This is a genomic window from Bacillus sp. NS1 (assembly GCF_058248265.1).
The window spans coordinates 110,070-134,317 of sequence record NZ_JBZAZF010000001.1 but is presented as its reverse complement, the minus strand read 5'-3'; the positions used below and the strand labels follow the sequence as shown (position 1 = coordinate 134,317).

General features: G+C 44.6%; 22 protein-coding genes. 12 read left to right on the top strand and 10 right to left on the bottom strand.

What is annotated here, in order from left to right; translation table 11 throughout:
- Positions 1-14 precede the first annotated feature (14 nt).
- On the top strand, positions 15-1,352 hold the full coding sequence (locus AC4CV5_RS00710; RefSeq protein ID WP_490921936.1) for an aldehyde dehydrogenase family protein: 1,338 nt from the start codon (positions 15-17) through the stop codon (positions 1,350-1,352).
- A 50-nt stretch (positions 1,353-1,402) separates the two neighbouring features.
- Here AC4CV5_RS00710 and AC4CV5_RS00705 read toward each other — a convergent pair whose 3' ends face one another.
- From AC4CV5_RS00705 to AC4CV5_RS00695, 3 genes are all read right to left on the bottom strand, one after another.
- Complete coding sequence (locus AC4CV5_RS00705) at positions 1,403-1,831, bottom strand: DUF5391 family protein (RefSeq protein WP_166846388.1); 429 nt, start codon at positions 1,829-1,831, stop codon at positions 1,403-1,405.
- A 122-nt stretch (positions 1,832-1,953) separates the two neighbouring features.
- On the bottom strand, positions 1,954-2,895 hold the full coding sequence (locus AC4CV5_RS00700; protein WP_456520622.1) for an aldo/keto reductase: 942 nt from the start codon (positions 2,893-2,895) through the stop codon (positions 1,954-1,956).
- Positions 2,896-2,974: 79 nt separating this feature from the next.
- Entirely contained in the window at positions 2,975-3,355 is a 381-nt protein-coding gene (locus AC4CV5_RS00695; protein ID WP_166846383.1) for a MerR family transcriptional regulator, read from the bottom strand.
- A 156-nt stretch (positions 3,356-3,511) separates the two neighbouring features.
- Here AC4CV5_RS00695 and AC4CV5_RS00690 point away from each other — a divergent pair, with 156 nt between their 5' ends.
- Positions 3,512-3,967 (top strand): RDD family protein, encoded by a 456-nt coding sequence (locus AC4CV5_RS00690; protein ID WP_014115790.1) that lies wholly within the window; start codon positions 3,512-3,514, stop codon positions 3,965-3,967.
- A 28-nt stretch (positions 3,968-3,995) separates the two neighbouring features.
- Here AC4CV5_RS00690 and AC4CV5_RS00685 read toward each other — a convergent pair whose 3' ends face one another.
- The 3 genes from AC4CV5_RS00685 to yxaF all read right to left on the bottom strand — a co-directional run bounded on the left by AC4CV5_RS00685 (position 3,996) and on the right by yxaF (position 6,992).
- Positions 3,996-5,204: a DUF418 domain-containing protein gene (locus tag AC4CV5_RS00685; protein WP_490921935.1), complete on the bottom strand. Its 1,209-nt coding sequence runs from the start codon at positions 5,202-5,204 to the stop codon at positions 3,996-3,998.
- 107 nt (positions 5,205-5,311) lie between these two features.
- Positions 5,312-6,325 carry a quercetin 2,3-dioxygenase gene (locus AC4CV5_RS00680; RefSeq protein ID WP_166846379.1) on the bottom strand — a complete coding sequence of 338 codons (1,014 nt, stop codon included), beginning with the start codon at positions 6,323-6,325 and terminating at the stop codon, positions 5,312-5,314.
- Between the two features lie 91 nt (positions 6,326-6,416).
- A complete protein-coding gene (gene yxaF / locus AC4CV5_RS00675) occupies positions 6,417-6,992 on the bottom strand; it encodes a transcriptional regulator YxaF (RefSeq protein WP_166846377.1) in 576 nt (191 codons plus the stop codon).
- A gap of 129 nt (positions 6,993-7,121) precedes the next feature.
- Here yxaF and AC4CV5_RS00670 point away from each other — a divergent pair, with 129 nt between their 5' ends.
- Positions 7,122-8,192 (top strand): SDR family oxidoreductase, encoded by a 1,071-nt coding sequence (locus AC4CV5_RS00670; RefSeq protein ID WP_490921934.1) that lies wholly within the window; start codon positions 7,122-7,124, stop codon positions 8,190-8,192.
- A gap of 40 nt (positions 8,193-8,232) precedes the next feature.
- Here AC4CV5_RS00670 and AC4CV5_RS00665 read toward each other — a convergent pair whose 3' ends face one another.
- A complete protein-coding gene (locus tag AC4CV5_RS00665) occupies positions 8,233-8,745 on the bottom strand; it encodes a DUF1433 domain-containing protein (RefSeq protein WP_222142382.1) in 513 nt (170 codons plus the stop codon).
- Between the two features lie 59 nt (positions 8,746-8,804).
- Between AC4CV5_RS00665 and AC4CV5_RS00660 the strand changes: the two genes are divergently transcribed.
- From AC4CV5_RS00660 to AC4CV5_RS00650, 3 genes are all read left to right on the top strand, one after another.
- A complete protein-coding gene (locus AC4CV5_RS00660) occupies positions 8,805-10,271 on the top strand; it encodes a lipase (protein WP_373922751.1) in 1,467 nt (488 codons plus the stop codon).
- A gap of 14 nt (positions 10,272-10,285) precedes the next feature.
- On the top strand, positions 10,286-10,696 hold the full coding sequence (locus AC4CV5_RS00655; protein WP_166846360.1) for a hypothetical protein: 411 nt from the start codon (positions 10,286-10,288) through the stop codon (positions 10,694-10,696).
- 174 nt (positions 10,697-10,870) lie between these two features.
- A complete protein-coding gene (locus tag AC4CV5_RS00650) occupies positions 10,871-12,448 on the top strand; it encodes a Na+/H+ antiporter (RefSeq protein ID WP_490921933.1) in 1,578 nt (525 codons plus the stop codon).
- A gap of 37 nt (positions 12,449-12,485) precedes the next feature.
- On the opposite strand, the gene AC4CV5_RS00645 is transcribed toward AC4CV5_RS00650, so the two are convergent.
- Positions 12,486-13,517 (bottom strand): polysaccharide pyruvyl transferase family protein, encoded by a 1,032-nt coding sequence (locus AC4CV5_RS00645; protein WP_490921931.1) that lies wholly within the window; start codon positions 13,515-13,517, stop codon positions 12,486-12,488.
- A gap of 93 nt (positions 13,518-13,610) precedes the next feature.
- Positions 13,611-14,759 carry a glycerate kinase gene (locus tag AC4CV5_RS00640; protein WP_326222405.1) on the bottom strand — a complete coding sequence of 383 codons (1,149 nt, stop codon included), beginning with the start codon at positions 14,757-14,759 and terminating at the stop codon, positions 13,611-13,613.
- Positions 14,760-14,954: 195 nt separating this feature from the next.
- Here AC4CV5_RS00640 and gntR point away from each other — a divergent pair, with 195 nt between their 5' ends.
- The 6 genes from gntR (at position 14,955) to ahpF (ending at position 22,702) form a co-directional block, all read left to right on the top strand.
- The gene (gntR, locus tag AC4CV5_RS00635; RefSeq protein ID WP_490921928.1) at positions 14,955-15,686 is read left to right on the top strand and encodes a gluconate operon transcriptional repressor GntR; all 732 of its coding nucleotides are present in this window, start codon (positions 14,955-14,957) and stop codon (positions 15,684-15,686) included.
- Positions 15,679-17,220 carry a gluconokinase gene (gene gntK / locus AC4CV5_RS00630; RefSeq protein WP_490921925.1) on the top strand — a complete coding sequence of 514 codons (1,542 nt, stop codon included), beginning with the start codon at positions 15,679-15,681 and terminating at the stop codon, positions 17,218-17,220. Before gntR ends, gntK begins: the two co-directional genes overlap by 8 nt.
- 28 nt (positions 17,221-17,248) lie before the next feature.
- Positions 17,249-18,595: a gluconate permease GntP gene (gene gntP / locus AC4CV5_RS00625; RefSeq protein WP_490921923.1), complete on the top strand. Its 1,347-nt coding sequence runs from the start codon at positions 17,249-17,251 to the stop codon at positions 18,593-18,595.
- Positions 18,596-18,618: 23 nt separating this feature from the next.
- On the top strand, positions 18,619-20,025 hold the full coding sequence (gnd, locus tag AC4CV5_RS00620) for a decarboxylating NADP(+)-dependent phosphogluconate dehydrogenase (protein ID WP_490921920.1): 1,407 nt from the start codon (positions 18,619-18,621) through the stop codon (positions 20,023-20,025).
- Positions 20,026-20,595: 570 nt separating this feature from the next.
- Positions 20,596-21,159: an alkyl hydroperoxide reductase subunit C gene (gene ahpC, locus AC4CV5_RS00615; RefSeq protein ID WP_064815472.1), complete on the top strand. Its 564-nt coding sequence runs from the start codon at positions 20,596-20,598 to the stop codon at positions 21,157-21,159.
- A gap of 13 nt (positions 21,160-21,172) precedes the next feature.
- Positions 21,173-22,702 (top strand): alkyl hydroperoxide reductase subunit F, encoded by a 1,530-nt coding sequence (gene ahpF / locus AC4CV5_RS00610; RefSeq protein WP_490921918.1) that lies wholly within the window; start codon positions 21,173-21,175, stop codon positions 22,700-22,702.
- Between the two features lie 111 nt (positions 22,703-22,813).
- On the opposite strand, the gene AC4CV5_RS00605 is transcribed toward ahpF, so the two are convergent.
- On the bottom strand, positions 22,814-24,166 hold the full coding sequence (locus AC4CV5_RS00605; protein ID WP_490921916.1) for a polysaccharide pyruvyl transferase family protein: 1,353 nt from the start codon (positions 24,164-24,166) through the stop codon (positions 22,814-22,816).
- Positions 24,167-24,248: the final 82 nt, after the last annotated feature.

Here is a 24,248-nt window from a genome sequence, read left to right as displayed (position 1 = left end):
AGGGGGATTTTACAATGGAACAGCAAGTAAAAGACGACATTCAGCGTGTCTTTCAGCTTCAGAAAAAACAGCAAAAAGCACTGCGCGCCTCAACAGCGGAACAGCGAAGAGAGAAGCTTCAGCGCTTTTTAGATTCCGTTATCGCCCATGAAGAAGAAATCATTGAAGCGATTCGTGCAGACGTCCGCAAACCTTATCATGAGGTCAAAAAAGCGGAAATCGAAGGAACAAAAAAAGCGATTCGAGATAATATGAACAACCTGGATCAATGGATGGCGCCTAAAGAAGTAGGTTCATCTTTAAGCCCTGACGCAAACGGAATTCTCATGTACGAGCCTAAAGGCGTAACGCTCATCCTCGGTCCGTGGAACTATCCGTTTATGCTGACGATGGCGCCGCTTGCCGCTTCTCTCGCAGCCGGAAACAGCGCGATTGTGAAGCTGTCTGATTTTACGATGAACACAAGCAACATTGCTGCAAAAGTGATTCGAGACGCTTTTGACGAAAAAGAAGTCGCGATTTTTGAAGGAGAGGTTGAGGTGGCAACCGAGCTTCTAGATCAGCCGTTTGACCACATTTTCTTCACTGGAAGCACAAATGTCGGAAAAATCGTCATGACAGCAGCGGCCAAACATTTGGCATCTGTCACACTTGAGCTTGGCGGCAAGAGCCCAACGATCATTGACAGTGAATATGATCTCATGGACGCAGCGAAAAAGATCGCCGTCGGCAAATTTGTAAATGCCGGCCAAACCTGCATCGCACCTGATTATCTGTTCATTAAAGAAGACGTTCAGGACAAGTTCGCGGGCATTTTACAAACAATCGTCAACGCAGGATTTATGGAGGATGATCATAACCCAGACCGCAGCAAATTTACGCAGATCGTCAATGACCGCAACTTCAACCGTGTCAAAGACCTGTTCGACGACGCCATCGAAAAAGGGGCGGAAGTCGCATTCGGAGGCGTGTTTGATGCCAGCGACCGCACGATTTCGCCAACTGTTTTGAAAAACGTCACGCCTGACATGAAAATCATGCAGGAGGAAATCTTCGCACCGATCCTGCCGATGATGAACTATGAAGACATCGACGAGGTCATCGATTACGTAAATGATCGCGATAAACCGCTTGCGCTTTATGTATTCAGCGACAACCAAGACCTGATTGACAACGTCCTTCAGCATACGACATCAGGCAACGCCGCCATCAATGATGTTGTCGTCCATTTCAGTGACGTCAACCTGCCATTTGGAGGCGTCAACACAAGCGGAATTGGTTCCTATCATGGGGTATATGGATTTAAAGAGTTCTCTCATGAGAAAGGTGTATTTATTCAAGCCGCTAAATAATCGTATTGGAGAGAATCTGCATCATTTTGCAGGTTCTCTTTTATTTTTCACTACACTCTGAAACTTCTTGTAACAGGTTTTTTTGATGCTGAACGAAAGGCTGCAAAAAACCAAATGATGTTTACAGCAGCCGCAGCGAGACAAACCCCTATCACAAGGAGCACCTCAGAAAGCAGATGGTCACTGAACAGACTAAACATCAAGACAAAACCCGCCGAAGACAAATGGATCACCAGACCAAAGCCGCAAAGTACCGCCATTACATACCTCATTGCATCAACTCCAAGCATGTAAATGAGAAAAGGAATGAGATACAACACAAGGATCATACCGATAGCTGACCACATGCCGACTGAGTTAAACTGATTAGCCGCTCCTCCCGTTTCGGCCAGCGGCGAAAGTGAAGCCGCAGCAATCATGGCACAAAAAAGGAACGCGGAAATGATTGTTACGATCGCCACGCTGTTTTTTCTAGACATAAACAGACCCCCTAAAATAGAAAAATTATCCTTTATTATCATAGAATAAAAACAGCTGGAAAGCGATCAAAAAATAAAAGATATACCCCTTTCTTCAATTTGGGTATATCTCTGCGATATGGTTATGAGCCAAACATCTGATCCATTTGTTTCATGTCATCTTCTGATAAATGAATTTCTGCTGTTTTTAGATTAGCCCTCAGCTGCTCAGACCGAGTAGCACCCGGAATAATCAAGTCAATCCCCGGCTGGTGTAACAGCCAAGCCAATGCAATTTGCGCCGGCTCCGCCTGTTTTTGTCCGGCAAACAGCTTTAATTGCTCCACTTTCTCAATGTTCTCCAGAAATGCCTGACGCTGAAAAAGCGGGTGATTCGATCTTGATACATCAGTGAAAACATCATCGGGTTTGTAACGCCCGGCAAGCAATCCAGAAGCGAGAGGATAAAACGGGATAACAGAGATGCTCTTTTCTCTGCAGTATGGCAGGATGTCCTCTTCAGCATGCCGTACAAGCAAAGAATACTCTGTCTGAAATACGTCCAGCTGGCCTGCAGCATGAAACTCCTGCAGCTGATGAAAGTTTAGATTAGATGCGCCAACAGCCCTAATTTTGCCTTCCCTCTTTAACTGAGCCAGCGCATCCGCCGCTTCCCCTAATGGCGTTCGGCTGTCGGGAAAATGCAAAAAAAGAATATCAATATAATCGGTTTGCAATCGAATAAGCGCTTCATCAGCAGCCTTGCGCAGCGCTGACGGTCGAATGTCTGTCTTCACAGCTCCGTTCACAAACTCTGGAGAAGGAGAAACCTTCGTCGAAATCACCATTTTTTCCCGATTGCCGCGTTGCTTAACGGCCTCTCCAATCAGCTCCTCAGACCTGCCCAAGCCATATAAGTATGCTGTATCAATAAAATCGATGCCTTCATCAAATGCAGCATGAATCAGATCTTTTCCCATCTCTTCCGTAACATTGGGATACATCATCGCATTACCGACAACCCCTGCGCCTAATCCAATGTTAAAGGCGTTCAGCCCGGTGCTCCCAATCCTCACCTTTTTCATGTATAAAACACTCCCCTATCTTTGAAATTCCCTGCTGCCAGGGTTGTGTTTTATGCTAAAACCTGGTGTAAACACCAGGTCAATACTTATTTTTTTGATGCGGCGGCCCAAATCCATCTCCGCTCTCCAGCTTTTCTTCAATCAGCTCCCAAATTGTTTGCAGTTCACTCTGTTTCTGTTTCAACTTATCCTGATAGTTTTTCAGCAGCACACGCTGATGGTCATCTAATCTGTCAGTCTGTTCTTGCAGGCTGAGAAAGGGCTTCATTTCCTCCAAAGACATGCCCGTTTTTTTCAGACATCTGATAAAAAGAAGCCTTTTTTTATCATCTTCACTAAACGCTCGATGCCCATTCGCCTTTCGTTTAACCGGCGGAATCAGGCCGATCTTCTCATAATACCGGATGGCATCTTCGGTCATTTGGCAATGCTCCATCATTTCTTTTAATGTATAAGACATTTTTTTATCACCTGCTAGTAGTTTCATATAGTAAAAACATAAGGATAAAAGACTCATTTTTCAGGCATATCAGGATTTTATCACCATATCATATTGCACATGCTTTTTTTTCAAAGTATACTATTCCAGATTAATTCAAAGGAGAGAGAAAAATACATGGAAAAACCGGCAGGATTTTGGATTCGTTTTTTAGCTTATTTTATTGATGGTATTATTGTATCTGTTCCTAGTTATATTATTCTATTTATTATCAATACTGTTTTTGTGGCTGGATCTGTGGCAGCAGACCCTTACATGACACAAGAGGAGTATATGGTGACATACATGACGCTTGCATTTTTGCCTACCATGCTGATCACGCTCGTCATCAGTGTATTATATTACGGTCTGCTCACGGCTTCTAAAATGCAGGGCACACTTGGCAAAAAAATTCTTGGCCTGAAAGTGGTCAATGAACAAGGCGAACGGGTCTCTGTTGGACAGGGAATCGGCCGTTACTTTGCATACATTTTATCTGGAATCATCTTTTATATCGGTTTTATCATGATCGCCTTTGGAGAGAAAAAAGGCCTGCATGACATCATTTGCAAGACACGTGTCGTGTATAAATAATAGAAAAAGTCTAGGCGCCAATAGGCATCTAGACTTTTGTTTTCTTTACAATAGGCTGCCACGCCAAATACGTAGCACTCCTCCACAGCCACTCAAACGGTCCCATCCGGAAGACCCGAAGCCAAAGGTGGCTGAAGGCCATTTGAACGGCACAAACAGCAATCGTGATGAGCACGCCGGCAGCAGGATACACTTTCCCGTACAACCCCAAGCCGTAATGATAAAATATCCACGTACACACGATAGACTGCATCAGATAATTGGTAAATGCCATCCGTCCAACAGCGGAGAAAGATTGCAGCACTGTTTTCACTCTTGTTTTATGATAGAGATAGACAACCGTTGTGACATAGAAAAACATGAGGAAAGGCGCGCCAACCAGCAAGAAGACTTCCCTATCTGTTACACTGTACAGCACTTGGGCGCTGATGCCGACGACTAGCCCAGCCATCCACACTCGTTTTAATCCTTTGCGATGCTTTCCAGGTTCGTGCAAATATCGTGACTTCGCCGCCGCAGCTCCCAGCAAAAACATGCTGAAGTAAGGAATGGATGCGAAGAAGAAGTTGAGCGGGTTATACGTAAGCATGCCATTCGAAGACATGTAAACAAGACGATCGTGGATCCGCTGTTCCGCAATATCCTTCAAGCTGCCGCTTCCGTAAACATGGAGCGCTTGCTTTGCCTGCTCAGTTACCGCTTGTGCCCATTCCTGTCCGTTTGATTGATAAAAGCTGGTCAAAATAAACGGAATACAAAACAAAAGATACAAAGAAACCGCCCATATCAACAGTGTTTTCGGCTTTGCTTTTCGAAATAGGAGCAGGACAAAGCCGAGCAGGGCGTATTCCGTTAAAATATCCCCGTCCCAAATCAAAAAAGCATGAACCGTTCCAAACAAGAGAAGCGCCGCTAACCTTCTCGCATATAGCGGAACAAACCGCTTCCCTTTGCTTACGGCTCTCTCCATCATAACAACCATGCCAAATCCAAATAAAAAGGAAAACAATAAAATACATTTTGTTTGGATGAAGAATTTCAGTATGGCTGTTGCTGCAAAATCGGCTTCAGACCACTTTTCTGTAAAAAAGTTCTCTTTTCCAAGCATAGACAAATACATATCCGGATAACTGAAATGTGCCAGATTGACAAATAAGATGCCGAAAATCGCCATTCCCCTTAGCACATCAAGCACGCCGATCCGCTCATTTGCCAAAGTCGGCTGTAATGAAGGCATATCCATCACGCTCCTTTTTTCTGTACCTTAAGGGTATGAAAAAAAGGAGCGCAGAAACATCGATTTAGGTGTCAGGCAGGCATGGAAACCTTACAATCTTGTCATCTTTACGGTTTCATCACCTTTAAATCTAATGCTTCGATATTCTGCAAAACGCGATCAAAGCGCAAGGCCTGAGGCTCATTTGGAAAGGTGTGGCCTTCATACGGCTCACCTAGCGTCCGGAAAAACGGTTCAAATAAGCCTGGAACCAATACGCCCACCATCTTTGTATAATGAGAATCCAGACGATAGGAGTGAACGGTATGAGCAGGAACATGCAGGAAATCCCCAGGGTTCAGCCGAATTTCCTGGCCATCCGCCCACATCGTCATCTGTCCTTCAAGGCAATAAAATGTTTCTGTATGGTGTTCATGGTAGTGATCAACGATCCGGTCGCCTTTAGGGCCGTCCGATACTACGACGATAAACTGGCCGTCTGTATTTTTTTGTGCTGCCACAATGCGGTGAAGCTGATCTCCCGTCAATAGGCGGTCTCCTTCTCCAGATTCAAGCACGTATGGAACGGCTCCATCCGGCAGCTCTGTAAGTTCCGCTAGTTTTGCTGCATCGGCAGGCTTTTCTTCATTCAGAAATGCAATGTCCGCCACAGCGGCAGCTTCTGCAAATCGCTCGTTTGACACCTCGTCACTCGCGTACGGCGGATGTTCTGCGTGATCATACGGCTTCCCAATAACGGAGTACATATGCGCCATATTTCCTTTCATTGTGTAAGACACCAGTCTTGTTCTGTGGCTCTGCATCCGGTAGCTGTGCGGTGTTCCGGCCGGAATGTTCGCATAATCACCTGATACTAATAAATAGCGTTCTCCGTCAAGTGTCAGCTCAAGCTTCCCATCCAAAACGAGAATCCCTTCATGTGTGTCATTGTGGACATGAAGCGGAAAGGCATCTCCTTTTCCCCCGGCAAGCAGCACGATTTCAAACAGATCGCCGGTGCTATTCCCATTCGCCATCACCGTGGCAACCTGTCTGCCGAACAAATAGCGCTCACCTTCTCCGCTGCGGAGCAAATAAGGCATTTTTTCTTTAGGCAATGAATTTTCACATAATGTTTTCATCTATCGTTCCTCCAATTTAGACCAGTCTATATAATGTATTGTATCTGACTAGACCGTTCTATATAATTGTAGGAGAAAGGATAACAAAATGCTACCCTTTTTTTCTTACAAGCACTGGAATTTTTTCGGCAATGAGAAGAAGGGGCGTTTTGTCTTTATTCGTTAACGAAAGCATGATGCCGCCCTCAATCATCGAATTGATCAGCATTCCAAGCTGATGTGCCTCTTCTTCTGCACATCCATTTTCCATTAATTTTCGGGCAAAAACCGCTTCCCAGCTTTTAAACACCTTCATGCAAACCGTCCGCAGCGGTTCACTGATTAACGCTGTCTCACTCGCAAGTAAACCGACGGGAATGCCTTGAATGCTTTCTGTATTGTCGAACTGGCTGGCTGTTTTCTTGATAAATTGCTGAATCGCTTCTATTGGATCAGAGGATTCATCCATGCTTTGCTGTATCAGATGTTCAATCAGCTTTCCTGTATATGTAACCGCTTCAATTGCTAATTCTTCTTTGCCATTCGGAAAAAAGTGATAAAGCGATCCCTTAGGAGCACCGCTTTCTTTCACAATCTGGTTCAAACCTGTCGCGTGATATCCTTGCAGCTGGAACAGACGTGACGCCGTGTGAAGGATTTTTTCACGTGAATCTCCTCTGCTAGTCATTAAAACATTCCCTCCTAGGTATGGTAGAGCGACTTATATAATATAAAAAAGAACCCTGTGATTGTCAAAAGGGCTAAGAACTCTCCGGATGGGGTAAATGTAGAAAAACAGCGTCTGGGAGGGATCTCAATGACAAACGATTATTCAGTCACGAATACAGAAAATCTTGAACAACAGAACCCGGGCAAGAAAACGGAGCTTAAACTGAAACAACTTAAGGACCAAGTGATCGTCATTACCGGCGCTTCAAGCGGAATTGGACTTGTCACTGCACGAATGGCTGCTGAAAAAGGCGCAAAGGTCGTGGCAGCAGCGCGAAATGAAGACGCGTTGAAGGAGCTCGCAGATGAACTAAAGGAAAAAGGGCATGATGCCATATGGGTGAAAGCGGATGTCGGAAAAGAAGAAGACGTCAACCGCATCGCAGAGACCGCAATCAGCACATTCGGCCGCTTTGACACATGGGTCAATAATGCCGCTGTCTCGATTTTCGGACACGCCATGGATGTCACCGTCGAAGACATGAAGCGCATGTTTGACACAAACTTCTGGGGACCGGTTTACGGAACAAGAGCGGCCGTCAAACACTACACAAGCAGAGGCGTTCCGGGCGCACTTATCAATGTAGGAAGCCTGTTCGGAGACAGGGGAACCGTCATTCAATCCACATACGCCTCAGCTAAATTTGCGCTTCACGGCTGGACGGAAAGCATCCGAATGGAGCTTGAAAAAGAACAGGCACCCGTCTCGGTTACGCTCATTCATCCAGGCAGAATTGACACACCATACAACGAACACGCGCGCAGCTACCTAGACAAACAGCCGGCTCATTACCGCTCCATGATCTACCCGCCGGAAGCGGCCGCCGAAGCTATCCTGTTTGCCGCCGAACACCCGAAACGTGATATGTACATCGGCTCACAGGCAAAAGCCATCGCCATGCTGGGCGCTTTATTCCCCCGGCTGACCGACAGACTGATGGAAAAAATCATGTACTTCAGCCAGCACGCCGAAAGACCGTCCAAACCGCGGGAAGAAAGTGCGCTTTATGAAGCCGGCTACGGTATGCATGACAGGGGCACAAATAAAGGATGGAAGCGGTCAAGAAGCTATTACACGAACGCTACGAAACGCCCGATTGTATCGGCGGCTGTTGTTGCCGGACTGGTGGCTTGGGGAATGGCGAAGAGGAGGAAGTAAACCGATCACTAAAATAAACAGGCGTTTTGCCTGTTTATTTTTATTCTCCTATGTCTTTTAAATATTGTTCTCGTTCCTTTTTATCAGGGTATGCGGTTTTGATGTATTCTTCTTTTTCTTTCTTGCTGTATTTGCTCCAGTCGGTAAAACGGTCTCCCACTTCTTGAGAATATCCAATTGAATCTACTTCATTCGATTTATAATATAGAGACGCATCAAATGAGAGCTTTTCCGGCTCATTATTGATGTAACCAGTAACTTCAATTAGTCCCATTGGACTGATTGTTACCTTCTCATTAAACTTAATATCATTTATAAAATGATGAATATCCTCTTTTTTCAGTTTTTCCTTTATTTTCGGCTTCATCTTTTCAACGTACTCTTCAGCTTTTTCTTGTTCGCTTTTTTCATCCAAGTTCACGTTTTGCTTGCCCCCAGACCTTTGCGATGATTGGTCAACTGTATTAGTGTTCTTATGATTCAAATACAAAATGCCTATTACAATACTTAATACAATTACCCCGCAAATCAGTATTTTTTTGGTAAACAACATGGTATTTCATCCTTTTTTATTTTATTATACTAGATATGTAAAGTTTAGGAGTGATTAGTTTGCCTCAAAATCATAACTCTTTGAAATTATCTGATAAGGATTTCAACTTGCTTTCCAACAACGCTTACAAAATAAGCAAGTATGAAATAGGTGAAGTAATAAAAGTAAGCAATGGTCAAAGTTTGTATGTTGTAGATTATAATAAAACTAAAAAAGGACTTAATGCTTTAACGCTTGTCACTGAAGAAGATTATAAACGTTCTAATCAAGGCAAACACCCTGAAAAAATCCAAAACGCCATCATCGCATACCGCGGATCAGAACCCATCGGCTCCGGCCAATTCCAAGATACAATAAAACAATATCGTGATGAGCGGGAACAGCTTATTAAAGAAGTAGAGAAAAAGGGAATAAACATTCCTGAAGATGAAGATGGCTCTTTCTATGACTACGCACAAGGGGCTCCTGAATATTCAAATGAGATTTTGCAGGATTGGCTCCATATGGATACCAGTTATTTGGTTGGCAAAAAACCATTCGATGACGGGACGGAGAACCAAGCCATTCAGGCAGATCAATATGCAAAAAAAATACATAAAGACTTTAAAAATGCTGACATTCAAGTCACCGGTCACTCATTAGGCGGTTCTAATGCAAGCTATGCAGTCGTGATGAATGACTTTATCAAACGCGGCGTTACTTTCGAAAATCCTAACATATATGAAAACCTGCCTGAGGATGTGAAAGCCCGAGCATTAAAAGGGGATTTCCGCAGCCGTTTAACAGAATATATTAATTTAAATGATGGATTATCTTTGTTGAATCGGGATGCTGCTGAAATAGGTAATGTGAAAGTGATGTATGACGAGGCTTTGCCGAACGGTGTACAAAATAATCGTCTTCCTGATGCAGTAAAGATGTTGGGCCTTGCGTTTAAACGTTACAACAATCAATCTCTTGATGTATCACTATTTGTCGAAGCCTTGATGGGAAGTCACGATCTGGACCGATATAACTTCAATTCAGATGGCTCTGTCCAAACTGTTGATGATGTGTTAAAAAACAATCCTGACTTTGCATTAGCGATGCTTAAGCAAATGAAATCAACCAATGTGAAAGCCAATACAGGTGTTTCGATCCTCATTAAGTCGCATGTATTGATGAATACTAGCACGCAGTTAAGACATATCGCTGAATCGGAATGGTCTAGAATTATACGCCAAATTGAAAGAATTGATGACAAAGTAAAGGATTCTATTGAAGATGTCAGGAACATGCATACACGAATGGTTGGTTTTGGCACATATGATGAATTATCAATCTCTGATGTCGATGATCTGATCAACAAGATCAAAATGAACAAACCTCATCACCTTTTTTACTCAAAAGAAAAATATGATCAGGCTGTAGATGCAGCGCTTCATTTGCAGCACTTGCTTCAGATGATTGCAGATGACCTTGGACATATGGGACATGCTTACCATGATGCAGATCTGGCAGCAGCAAGCCGGATGGGGATTTCATAAGGAGAGAAAGAGACATGGATTTTATGAATAAAAAACCAACAGATGCAGACCGTTTTATGCAAAGAGTGACGAGCCAGCATTCAAGCACCTCGCTTTTTTCAAATGCCCATATAGATACATCTGAAATGACACCAGAACAATTGGCGGCGTTCAAAGAGAAGAAAAGACAAGAACAAAAATTGGCACTGATGAATTCAATGAAAAAACAACTAAGCTATGCTTTTCAGGAAGACCGTAAGAATTTGTCTTCGCTCCTTGATAACATTACAGATGCAGAGCAGGCGATCAAGACAAAACGGGAAATTCTTGACCATCATATGTCAGGAAAAGCGATAGACAGTGTCACTGATAAAATAAAAGACCATCTTTCATTTGATAAAGTTCGTTCTCATGTATCGAGTGTAGTGAATTCCATTGGCTTATAAAATATTCTACATAACATAAAGAGTACGTTCCAAGCTACAACTCACCAAAAGCCGGCTAATTGCCTGCTTTTTTGCTTTCTGCAGACTGACAAAGGGCTGACTTACATATGATATGATTACAAATCACAAAATAAGGGTAATTCTTCGTTGCACGATTAACAAAAGGAGGTCTCAATGGAACACTTAGACTTGCATCATATATTCGAACTAGGTTTTTTGTTAGTCATGATCGCAGCCGGAATCACCGCGATTGCCAAAAAGTGCAGGCAGCCTTATCCCATCGCGCTTGTGATTGTCGGAACGATCATTGGCCTTGTACATATTCCGCTCTTCGAACCTCTGAAAGACTTTATTACAGAGGGGGAAGTCTTTAACTTTGTCATCATTACGCTGTTCTTGCCGGCTTTATTAGGAGAAGCAGCGCTGAAGCTTCCTTTTTCCCACTTGAGAGAAAACAAACGGCCCGTCCTGGCACTTGCTTTCGGCGGTACGCTCATCTCGTTTTTGATCGTCGGATTTTCTTCCATGTGGCTTATGCATTTGGCCATTCCGGCAGCGTTTGTCTTTGCCGCGCTGATGAGTGCGACAGATCCTGTCAGTGTGCTGTCCATTTTCAAGAGTGTCGGCGCACCGAAAAAGCTTTCGATCGTCGTTGAAGGAGAAAGCCTGTTCAATGACGGGCTGGCGGTTGTGCTGTTCAACATTTCCGCTTTTTACTTGATGACATATTTGGATCTTGGTATCCAAGGCGCCGGTTTAGGCTTGTGGGAGTTTGTCAAAGTAATTTCTCTCGGCCTTATCATCGGAGGCGTTCTTGGATATGTCTTTTCCCAGCTCACCAAGTATTTTGATGATTATCCTTTAGAAATTATTTTTAGTATCATTCTGTTTTACAGTTCATTCCTTTTGGCAGAAATGGCAGGTGCCTCCGGGGTAATCGCCGTCGTTGTCGCCGCGCTTATTTTCGGCAATTATGGCGCAAAAATTGGCATGAGTCCGACGACAAAGCTGAATATCAATAACTTTTGGGACGTCGCCGCCTTGCTCGCGAACTCCCTTGTCTTTTTAATGGTTGGACTTGAGATCACGAGAATTGACCTGACTGACAAATGGGGTTTGGCGATTATGGCGATTGTAATTGTGCTCATCGCCCGAAGTGCCGCCGTCTACATCAGTTTGGCCTTTATCAAGAAATTCCCGTCTACATGGAAGCATACCATCAATTGGGGCGGGCTGAAGGGCTCTCTGTCCATTGCACTCGTGCTGAGCCTGCCGAGAGACTTCCCTGGGCGTGAAGACATTCTGGTTTTCGCCTTCAGTGTCGTTTTGTTTTCCCTTGTTGTTCAGGGGCTCACCATCAAGCCGCTGCTGGAACGGTTAGGCGTGAATCAAAAAGAAGAAGGCAATCAGGAATACGAGGAATTGCTCGCAAAAGGACATCGCTTAGAAACCGCCATTAAAGAAGTCCAGCAAGTCAAACACAATTTGCTTATACACGAAGCTGTCTCCAGCGAACTGACAGACCATTACAAAGAAGAGGTCAGCCAGCTGCATCAGCAAACAAACAAATTATTCGAAGCATACCCGGAACTCAAAAACAAACAGCAAACCATCTTAAAAAAACATTCCTTATACGCCCAATACCAAGCGATTGAGAACTTATCAAAGGAAGATATCATCTCAAACGAAGTGGCTGAGCAAGAGCAAGCACGGATCATTGATGAAATTGTAAGCTTGGAAAACGATCACTAACACAAAAAAGCAGACTGTCATCAGTCTGCTTTTTCTTTCATGATTTGAAAAAATCAACCAGCGGCTGAAAATCCTTTGATAAATCAACGTCATTGGGTTCTGCTTGAAGCAGGCGGTCAATCATACGCTCCAGTTCCTCAATATCATTTTGATCTGTATATTCAATAAAGTTTAAGCTTTCGAGCCAATCCCGGTATGAATGTTTAGCTTTGCCGTAGCTGTTTCCAAAGACAAGGCAAGGTGTTTTGGTGATAATCGAGAAAATCATCGCGTGAAGGCGGTCGGTGATGACCAATTTACTTGAACCGATGCGGTCAAGCATCTCTATAAAGTGTTTTTCACGATCGGCGTAATCAATGGTGTCGACCGTATCCAGCACCGTATCAGTACGCTCCGTATAGGTTGTTTTTTCTGCCCATTTCATCATCTGTGAAATGAAATCTTCGTCGGTCACTTTCTCCTTATCCGCTCTTAAAATAAAGAGAACACCGTCCCGCTCAAGCTCTTTCGGCACAATATCCAAGGAGAGCACCATATCCGGTGTGAAAATCACATTAGAGTTGAAGGTCTTTTTTACAACATCCAGCGTCTGCGTTTCACGCGCAGCAATCGTTAAATTAGGATTTTCATGGTACGCATCCTGTGTTTTCTTCTTTTCTTTACTTCCTTGCTCTGTATTTTCAAAATAAACGGATTGCGGCAGAGAAATCGATTTGTAGTCTTTAAACGCCGAGAAGACCTTTCTTCTGTCTTCCTCAATATCGAGATAAAGGTTTCCTAAATTCCCTCCGCCTGTAAAGCAGATAATATCGTCTTCACGGATGATCTCCTTCACCAGTTCAATGCCCTCATCCGTCGCATAATCCATAATCTCAATATATTCGTAATACGGAAAATGGTTTTTTATAAATTTCTCTTCCGCATACGCAATCGCTTGGTCACCAATGTTTGTGTAACTCGGGGAACCAAACAAAAATACTTTTCGTTTATCATTTAACAGGGCTTCTGGCTCTACATTTGGCGCAATGCCTTTTACTAGTTTTTTGCCTTTGATTTCTTGTACAGTCATGTCGTCGTCCTCCTTCTGGGATGAATGCCTCATTGTGTGGTTACCTGTCTCTACCCAAAAAGGAGGATGGCTATGCATTGGCATGTGCACAGGCTATATCAGAAACATCGCTTTTGCCAGTTTGATGGATGCCGCAATGTCCCGAGCTGTTCTTTCCATATATTCTGCGGCATGTTCAATCGCGTCTTCAAGAGGCACGGCTCCGGGAACGATGCTGAAAAGCGCATCGATTCCGTGTTGATAGACGGCATCACTGCCCCGTGATATTGATCCAGCAATGCCAATGACAGGCACATCATATGATTTAGCCGCTTTGGCCACGCCGATCGGTGTTTTGCCATAGATGGTTTGACTGTCAATTCGCCCCTCACCTGTAATCACAAGGTCTGCATCCTGAACTTCATCTTCAAAATCAACCGCTTCAAGGACAATATCAATGCCTCTTTTCAGATCAGCATGAAGAAAAGCCAGGAGACTCCACCCGAGACCGCCCGCTGCGCCTGCACCCGCTGTTTCTCTGCAGGCTGCTCCGAGCGCTTTTTCTGCCACATCTGCAAAATGGGTCAAGTGCTGATCCAGTGCATCCACCATGTCGGCCGTCGCGCCTTTTTGCGGACCGAAAACAGCCGAAGCCCCTCTTGGCCCTGTTAACGGATTATCCACATCACAGGCGACCTCCAGTTTGGCATTCAGCAATCTGGGATCAAGTCCGCTTACATCTATTGAGGCGAGCTGAGATAACGCGCCGCCCCCGGACCCGATCTCATGGCCTGAGTCATCAAGAAGCCTTCCGCCCAAAGCTTGAACCATCCCGGCTCCTCCGTCATTCGTGGCGCTTCCGCCGATCCCGATGATCAAATGCTCGGCACCCGCATCAAGAGCCGCTGTGATTAATTCTCCCGTTCCTCTTGTTGTAGTGACCAAAGGATTTCGCTTGTCAACGGGCACGAGATGCAGCCCTGAGGCGGCAGCCATTTCAATCACAGCTGTTTTCCCATCTCCCATCATGCCAAAAAACGCTGTCACCGGTTCCCCCAGCGGCCCGGTGACAACCTGCTCTTTAATCCATCCATTTGTGGCATCAACCAGAGACTGAACGGTACCTTCACCGCCGTCCGCCATCGGCAGTTTCCTGTAATCAGCACCCGGAAAAACTGATTTGAAACCTCTTTCTATTGCATCAGCGGCGTCCAGAGCTGATAAGCTTTCCTTAAAAGAATCAGGTGCAATGATGATTTTCAACTAAATCGCCTCTTTCAAAACATGATTCACTTCACCTATCTATCTCCAATGTACCATATCCCGTTTGGAAATACATACCACCTATTATGAAAAAAATTTTATTAAAAATTAGAAATGAAAGTGTTTGCATAAATGAAACATTCACGTTATCATACTTGTATACAAGTATACTCCTTGAGTGAGGAAGGTGAGTGTATGCTAGACTCCAAGGACCTGTTGTATCCCGCAAAATGGCTCTCAAAAGCGTCAACCGGTGTTCGTGTCGCATACGAGCTGAGAATGCGGATCATTTCAGGCATGATTGAAAGCGGTACCATTTTATCAGAAAATACGATCGCCGCCGAGTTTTCAGTAAGCCGTTCACCGGTTCGCGAAGCGTTAAAAATACTCGCATCCGAAAAAATCATCCGCTTAGAACGAATGGGAGCGGTAGTTATTGGGTTAACTGAAAAGGAAATCGCAGAAATTTATGATGTGCGTTTACTATTAGAAACATTTGTCTTTGAACGGCTTGTCAAAATCGACATTGAGCCTTTAGTCAAGGATCTCAGCAAAATACTTGAAATGATGAAAGTCTCCATCAAATACGAGGATGCAGACGAATTTTCATTTCAAGACGTGCTGTTCCATGAAACGATTATTCGAGCCATCGATCATTCATACATTCACCTGATCTGGAACAATCTAAAACCCGTAATGGAAAGCTTTATTCTTTTATCAATGCGGGTACGGTTACAAGAAAAATACGAGGACTTCACAAGGATTTTAGATAACCATGAGCTTTATATTCAGGCCATTAAAGCAAAGGATAGGGCGCTGATGATTCAGTCTCTTCACCAAAACTTTGATGATGTGCAAGAAAAGGTAGAAGACCTGTGGCTCTCACAACAAATGCTGGCAAAAGGAGCTGAATACAACAATGACTAGTTATATGTTAGGAATTGATATCGGCACGACAAGCACAAAGGCTGTGTTGTTCAGTGAAAACGGAGACGTGGTACAGAAAGAAAGCATCGGCTACCCGCTCCATACACCGGACATTTCAACAGCTGAACAAAACCCGGAAGAGATTTTTCAGGCAGTCATCCAAACAACAGCGAGAATTACAAAACAGCATCCGGAAAAACAGATCTCATTCATTTCATTCAGCAGCGCCATGCACAGCGTCATCGCAATCGACGAAAATGACCAGCCGCTGACGCCATGCATCACATGGGCCGACAACCGGAGCGAAGGCTGGGCACATAAGATCAAAGATGAATTGAACGGGCATGAGGTGTACAAACGGACAGGAACACCGATCCATCCGATGTCACCGTTAAGCAAAATTGCCTGGATTACGAGTGAACGAAAAGAAATCGCTTCCAAAGCGAAAAAATATATCGGCATCAAAGAGTACATTTTTCAACAGCTGTTCAATGAGTATGTAATCGATTACTCCTTGGCTTCAGCGACAGGCATGATGAACCTGAAAAGCTTGGATTGGGACGAGGAAGCACTGCGCATCGCAGGCATCACACCTGATCACTTATCAAAACTTGTGCCGACAACCGAGATCTTTCAACACTGCAACCCGGAATTAGCGATACAGATGGGAATCGATCCGGAAACACCTTTTGTCATCGGCGCCAGCGACGGCGTGCTATCCAATCTCGGCGTCAACGCCATTAAAAAGGGCGAAATCGCCGTCACCATCGGGACAAGCGGTGCCATCCGCACGATTATTGACCAGCCGCAAACCGATGAAAAGGGAAGAATTTTCTGCTACGCCTTAACGGACAAGCATTGGGTCATCGGCGGTCCGGTGAACAATGGGGGCATCGTCCTTCGCTGGATCAGAGACGAGTTTGCCTCTTCCGAAATCGAGACAGCGACACGGCTGGGCATTGATCCATATGACGTGCTGACAAAAATCGCCGAACGCGTCAGACCTGGTTCTGACGGCCTGCTGTTCCACCCGTACCTCGCCGGAGAACGCGCTCCGTTGTGGAATCCGGATGTACGCGGCTCATTTTTTGGCCTGACCATGTCGCATAAGAAAGAGCATATGATACGGGCGGCATTAGAGGGCGTCATTTACAACCTGTACACGGTGTTCCTGGCGTTAACAGAATGCATGGACGGACCGGTAACCCGCATCCAGGCGACAGGGGGATTTGCAAGGTCAGAGGTTTGGCGCCAAATGATGTCGGATATCTTTGAATCAGAGGTTGTCGTTCCGGAAAGCTATGAAAGCTCATGTCTCGGTGCCTGCATCTTAGGCCTGTATGCAACAGGAAAAATTGATTCATTCGATGCCGTGTCCGACATGGTCGGCAGCACGCACAGACACACACCGATCGAAGACTCAGCCAAAGAATACAGAAAATTAATGCCGATTTTCATTAACCTATCAAGATCATTAGAAAATCAATATACACAAATCGCAAATTATCAGAGGGATTTAATCACACACAACTAGTACATGACATGAAGGGGAGGGCATTACCATGCCGTTAATCATCGTTGCACTTGGGATCCTTGCTTTACTACTTTTGATTATGGGCTTAAAATTAAACACATTTATTTCCTTACTGGTCGTATCGTTCGGCGTGGCATTGGCACTCGGGATGCCGTTCGATAAAGTTGTCAGCTCCATTGAGGAAGGAATAGGGGGAACTCTTGGCCACATCGCACTCATCTTCGGACTCGGTGCGATGCTGGGCAAGCTGATCGCCGATTCAGGAGGGGCACAGCGCATTGCGATGACGCTCGTCAACAAATTCGGTGAGAAAAACATTCAATGGGCCGTTGTCATTGCCTCATTCATTATTGGTATTGCGTTATTTTTTGAAGTAGGGTTGGTTCTATTAATCCCGATTGTATTTGCGATTTCAAGAGAATTGAAGATTTCTATTTTATATCTCGGAATTCCGATGGTCGCAGCGCTATCCGTCACGCACGGTTTCCTGCCGCCGCATCCGGGACCTACGGCGATTGCCGGTGAGTACGGTGCAAACATTGGGGAAGTGCTGCTGTATGGCTTTATCGTTGCTGTTCCGACAGTGCTCATCGCAGGGCCTTTGTTTACAAAGTTCGCGAAAAAAATCGTTCCTGCATCTTTTGCGAAAAACGGCAATATTGCATCACTCGGTACGCAAAAAACGTTCAAGCTTGAGGAAACACCTGGCTTCGGAGTCAGCGTCTTTACTGCAATGCTTCCAATTATCATCATGTCAGTCGCAACGATTATCGACCTGCTTCAAGAAACAATCGGATTTGCGGATAACGGCGTTTTAGCTTTTATCCGATTGATTGGAAACGCATCGACTGCTATGATTATTTCGTTATTAGTCGCAGTCTATACAATGGGCATCAAACGCAACTTTCCAATCAAAACCGTGATGGACTCTTGTTCAACAGCCATTTCACAAATCGGCATGATGCTTCTGATCATCGGGGGAGGCGGCGCCTTCAAACAAGTGCTGATCAACGGCGGTGTCGGCGATTATGTGGCAGACTTATTCAAAGGTACGGCATTATCGCCAATCGTCCTCGCATGGCTCATCGCGGCGATCCTGCGTATTTCTCTAGGGTCAGCCACGGTTGCAGCGCTAAGCACAACAGGGCTCGTCATTCCGTTATTGGGACATTCTGACGTCAACCTGGCATTAGTCGTGCTCGCAACAGGCGCCGGAAGTGTCATCGCTTCACACGTCAATGATGCCGGCTTCTGGATGTTCAAGGAATACTTCGGATTAAGCATGAAAGAAACATTTGCCACATGGACATTGTTGGAAACGATTATTTCCGTTGCTGGACTGGGATTCATATTATTGTTAAGTTTAGTTGTATGAAATTGATGAAGGAGCTGTAACACATGTTCAATACGATTGGTGTCATAGGCTTAGGCGTAATGGGAAGCAATATCGCCTTAAACATGGCAAACAAAGGTGAAAACGTCGCCGTCTATAATTACACCAGAGATTTAACGGACCAGCTTGTCCAAAAGCTGGATGGACAATCTCTCAGCCCGTACTACGAGCTTCAGGATTTTGTTCAATCGTTAGAGAAACCAAGAAAAATCTTTCTGATGGTCACAGCGGGAAAACCCGTAGATTCCGTCATCCAATCATTAATGCCTTTGCTTGAAGAAGGCGACGTCATCATGGACGGAGGCAACTCCCACTATGAAGACACCGAAAGAAGATATGACGAGCTGAAGGAAAAGAGCATCGGCTATCTGGGAGTCGGCATTTCCGGCGGTGAAGTCGGCGCATTAACAGGGCCTTCCATCATGCCGGGCGGAGATCGCGACGTCTATGACAAAGCCGCTCCTATCCTGACAAAAATTGCAGCTCAAGTCGGAGAAGATCCGTGCTGTGTCTACATTGGTCCAAAAGGGGCAGGGCACTTTACAAAAATGGTGCACAACGGCATTGAGTATGCCGACATGCAGCTGATTGCAGAAGCGTATACGTTTCTGAGAGAAACGCTGCGTCTGCCGCTTGATGAAATTGCATCTATTTTTGAAACATGGAACCAAGGTGAGCTGAAAAGCTATTTAATAGAGATTACAGCTGAGATTTTACGTAAAAAAGATGAAAAAACAGGACAGCCTCTGATTGATGTCATCCTTGATAAAACCGGCCAAAAAGGCACCGGAAAATGGACGAGCATGCAGGCAATTGATAACGGCATCCCGTCCACAATCATCACAGAGTCCTTGTTCGCCCGCTATTTGTCATCCTTAAAAGAAGAACGGATGGCAGCTCAAGACGTGTTAGCAGGCCCAGAAGCCGAAGAAAAACACTTTGATAAAGACACTTGGATTGAATACGTCAGACAGGCTCTTTATATGGGTAAAGTATGCGCCTATGCACAAGGCTTTGCCCAATACAAAATGTCATCTGAGCTTTACGGATGGAATCTGCCGCTAAAAGACATCGCCTTGATTTTCCGAGGCGGCTGCATCATCCGCGCTGATTTCCTAAATGTGATCAGCGAAGCATTCAGCGAGCAGCCAAACCTGGCAAACCTGCTGATCGCGCCTTATTTCACAGATAAGCTTCAAGCCTATCAAACAGGCCTGCGAAAAGTCGTTTGCGAGGGCATCAGCACAGGAATCTCATTCCCATGCTTAACCACCGCGCTCTCTTATTACGACGGCTATCGCACAGGACGTTCCAATGCGAACCTCTTGCAGGCGCAGCGCGATTACTTCGGCGCCCATACGTACGAACGGACAGATATGGACGGCATTTTCCATACGAATTGGTCAGAGTAACAGTCATAAAAAAACACGGTCAGTTTCAACTGAACCGTGTTTTTTTCATCTATTATTTCTTCTTCCCTCTAAAAAAGAGAACCAGCAATAAAAGAATCACCCAAACAACAGGAGACATAAGTAATGTTTTAAATATCATAAACAGTGATACAATAATAGCTAGAAACAACCCCCAAGATAATAAAGTAAAAATCGGCATGCTTGTTGCTCCGTTCTATTTTTACTTTTATATGAGGGAGAACTAAAGGTATACGTTCACATAACATCGCCCTGCCCCTTGCTCATTGTGTCATAAAATGTTCAAATGCCTGAAACGGACTGACATTCTGATTTACAAAAGTAACGAAAAACCTTGTCTAATTGAGAATCAAGCCATTTTCATATTCTCAACTGCTACAAGAGAAATGCCTAAATCCTTCCTATCACTCCTTAAACAAGACGAAAAAAAGTAAGTTATTCATGGGTTTTGGCTTGACAAAAAATATATATTAATTAATAATTCATATATAATTAGAATTATTATTGAAAGCGAATATGCTTTCTAATACATTTTTAGGAGGAATATACATTATGTCTTTAATCGGTAAAGAAGTACTTCCATTCGAAGCAAAAGCATTCAAAAACGGTGAATTCATCGATGTAACAAACGAATCTCTGAAAGGCCAATGGAGCGTATTCTGCTTCTACCCAGCAGATTTCTCTTTCGTATGCCCAACTGAGCTTGAAGATCTTCAAAACCAATACGCTGCACTTAAAGAATTAGGTGTTGAAGTATACTCTATCTCTACAGATACTCACTTCGTACACAAAGGCTGGCATGACAGCTCTGAAAAAATCGGCAAAATCACTTACGCAATGATCGGTGACCCTTCTCAAACGATCTCTCGCAACTTCGATGTTCTTGACGAAGAATCTGGTCTTGCTGACCGCGGAACATTCATCATCGATCCAGATGGCGTCATCCAAACTGTAGAAATCAATGCAGGCGGTATCGGCCGTGACGCAAGCAACCTGATCAGCAAAGTAAAAGCTGCACAATACGTTCGTCAAAACCCAGGTGAAGTTTGCCCGGCTAAATGGGAAGAAGGCGGCGAAACTCTTACACCTAGCCTTGATCTAGTAGGTAAAATCTAAGGAGTGCATTCCATTGGTACTTGATGCAAATATCAAAGCACAATTAAATCAATACATGCAGCTAATTGAGAATGACATTGTTCTCAAAGTTAGCGCAGGCGAAGATGACACTTCTAAGGACATGCTGGCTCTTGTAGATGAGCTGGCTTCCATGTCATCTAACATTTCAGTTGAAAAAACTGAATTAAACAGAACGCCAAGCTTCAGTGTCAATCGTGTCGGAGAAGACACTGGCGTTACATTCGCCGGTATCCCTCTGGGCCACGAATTTACATCACTAGTCTTGGCGCTGCTCCAAGTGAGCGGCAGACCGCCTAAGGTAGACCAAAAAGTCATTGATCAGGTGAAGAAGATCAGCGGTGAATACCACTTTGAATCTTATATCAGCCTGACATGCCACAACTGCCCTGACGTTGTACAAGCTTTAAACATGATGAGCGTGCTGAACCCGAACATTACGCACACGATGATCGACGGTGCAGCATACAAATCAGAAGTTGAAAGCAAAAACATCATGGCAGTGCCGACCGTTTACCTGAATGGCGAATCCTTCGGAAGCGGCCGTATGACGCTTGAAGAAATTCTTGCGAAAATGGGCAGCGGCGCAGATGCATCTGAGTTTGCCGACAAAGAGCCGTTTGACGTTCTTGTTGTCGGAGGCGGACCTGCTGGCGCAAGTGCAGCGATCTACACTGCGCGTAAAGGCATCCGCACTGGTGTTGTCGCTGAGCGCTTCGGCGGACAGGTTCTCGACACAATGAGCATCGAAAACTTCATCAGCGTCAAAGCGACTGAAGGACCGAAGCTTGCTGCAAGTCTTGAAGAGCACGTGAAGGAATATGATATTGATGTCATGAACCTTCAGCGCGCAAAACGCCTTGAGAAGAAAGATCTGTTCGAACTTGAACTTGAAAACGGCGCTGTCCTGAAAAGTAAAACAGTGATCCTTTCAACAGGTGCCCGCTGGCGCAATGTCAACGTACCTGGCGAACAAGAGTTCAAAAACAAAGGTGTCGCATATTGCCCGCACTGTGATGGACCGTTGTTTGAAGGCAAAGACGTAGCAGTTATCGGCGGCGGAAACTCTGGAATCGAGGCTGCGATCGATCTCGCAGGCATCGTTAAACACGTTACTGTGCTTGAGTTCGCGCCGGATCTGAAAGCAGACGAAGTGCTGCAAAAACGTCTTTACAGCCTGCCTAACGTCACTGTCGTAAAGAACGCACAAACGAAAGAAATCACAGGCGATCAAAGCGTAAACGGCATCACATACGTAGACCGCGAAACAGGCGAAGAAAAACACGTTGAACTCCAAGGTGTATTCGTCCAAATCGGTCTCGTGCCAAACACAGAATGGTTAGAAGGAACGGTTGAACGCAACCGCATCGGCGAAATCATCGTCGACAAACACGGCGCGACAAGCGTCCCAGGCTTATTCGCTGCGGGTGACTGTACAGACAGTGCATACAACCAAATCATTATTTCTATGGGATCAGGTGCAACTGCCGCTCTCGGCGCGTTTGATTACCTTATCCGTAACTAATACAAGAAAGCCGCAATATTGCCAGATTGGCAGCATTGCGGCTTTCTTTTTTATTCCAAAAATATTGCATGTTTTATACAATTGTAATATAGTTGTAATGTTAGTGAATGGTCACTTCACACTCAGCATATTTGCTGTTTTTAAAGCGATACGCACTGATTTCCTATTTAAAGTGCCCTGATACTTTTTGACCTTTTTCTTCAGATCTTTAATGGTTTTTTCCTTTTTGGCATTTTCTAATGCCATAAGTGTTTCCCAGCGTTTCGCTGTTTCTGTGGAACTGCAGCCGCTAACTGTAGTGACAGGTGGAAGAAGCTTCGTGTTAGATAGTTTTTCATCAAAAGGAATGGTATCAGGAATCGCTTTCTCTTTATAAATATGATCCAACTCATTTTGATTCAGGAAGCTGATGAAATGGTCAAAGTTTTGTGCTTGCCGTTTCTCAGGCTGATGAAAATCAAGGGTTTCAATTAATTCTGATAGTTTTGTTTGCTCCGTTATTTCATTTGCCATGACATGCGTTAACTGATGGTACTCAGCTAATTCCCGCATTCTGGCATCTTTCGGAAGCAACAGGCTCGGTGTTCCGGCAATTGTCGCTGCAATATTACCATGCAGCCTTGCGCCAAAGCTTAAATCAGCTTGTCTCAGGAAATCCAGCCAAGTCGGCACATTTAAAAAGAACCGGACTCTATCATTCTGATAAGCTGGGTCTTCCATGCTGACCGGATAATTATCGGCAGGCTTCGCTATCGCAGGTGCACCTGCATACGTCAGAATCATTTCTTTTCGCCATTGCGGGATAAAGTAATGATTTGGGAACTCTTTCATGCTTCTCGTAATGAAGTCCAGTACATGCTTAGGGGACAGCCTTGATGAGTTAACCGTCACCATTGAATCTGGTGTGATATCGGTTTCTCTAATCTTCAGTTCTCTTCCAAACGCATACATAGATGGACAGCCAATTACCGTATGGTCAATGCCTTCACGGAATCCTAATCTGGAAAGGTATTTCGCTGTAATCTCACCGCGGACACCAATCATATTTGATCTCTCCAGCACGGCACTCACAAACGCCTTCACATCTTGATCAAAAGGAAAACCCTCATTTAATTTTGGTTCAAACGGAGCCCGCAAACCAACACCGATTACAACAACCGGAATGGTTAGTTTCTTAATTAATTGGGTATATTTCCGTAAAGAAGGCACGAAATCCTCGCGGAATGCATCTGCCAGCGGAATAATATACATATCATATTTTTTATTAATTTGTTCAGCATCTGCCGGATGAATCCGATAATAATCTGGAGTAATCGTCGTTCCTTCTGTCATCAGCGTACGAAACACACTGTAGGCATATACTAAGTTTCCCACGTTGCCGCCAATGGAGTTGCGAACAATCATTTCAGCTGCATTGAATGTATCAAATGGTGATATGCCAGATCTTATTAAAATGTTTTTCAATGTGATGTTACCCCTTCCTCACCTAATTTTTTCAGGAGATTTGCTTAGGGAACTCTATCATGATCTTAAATATTTCTGTCAA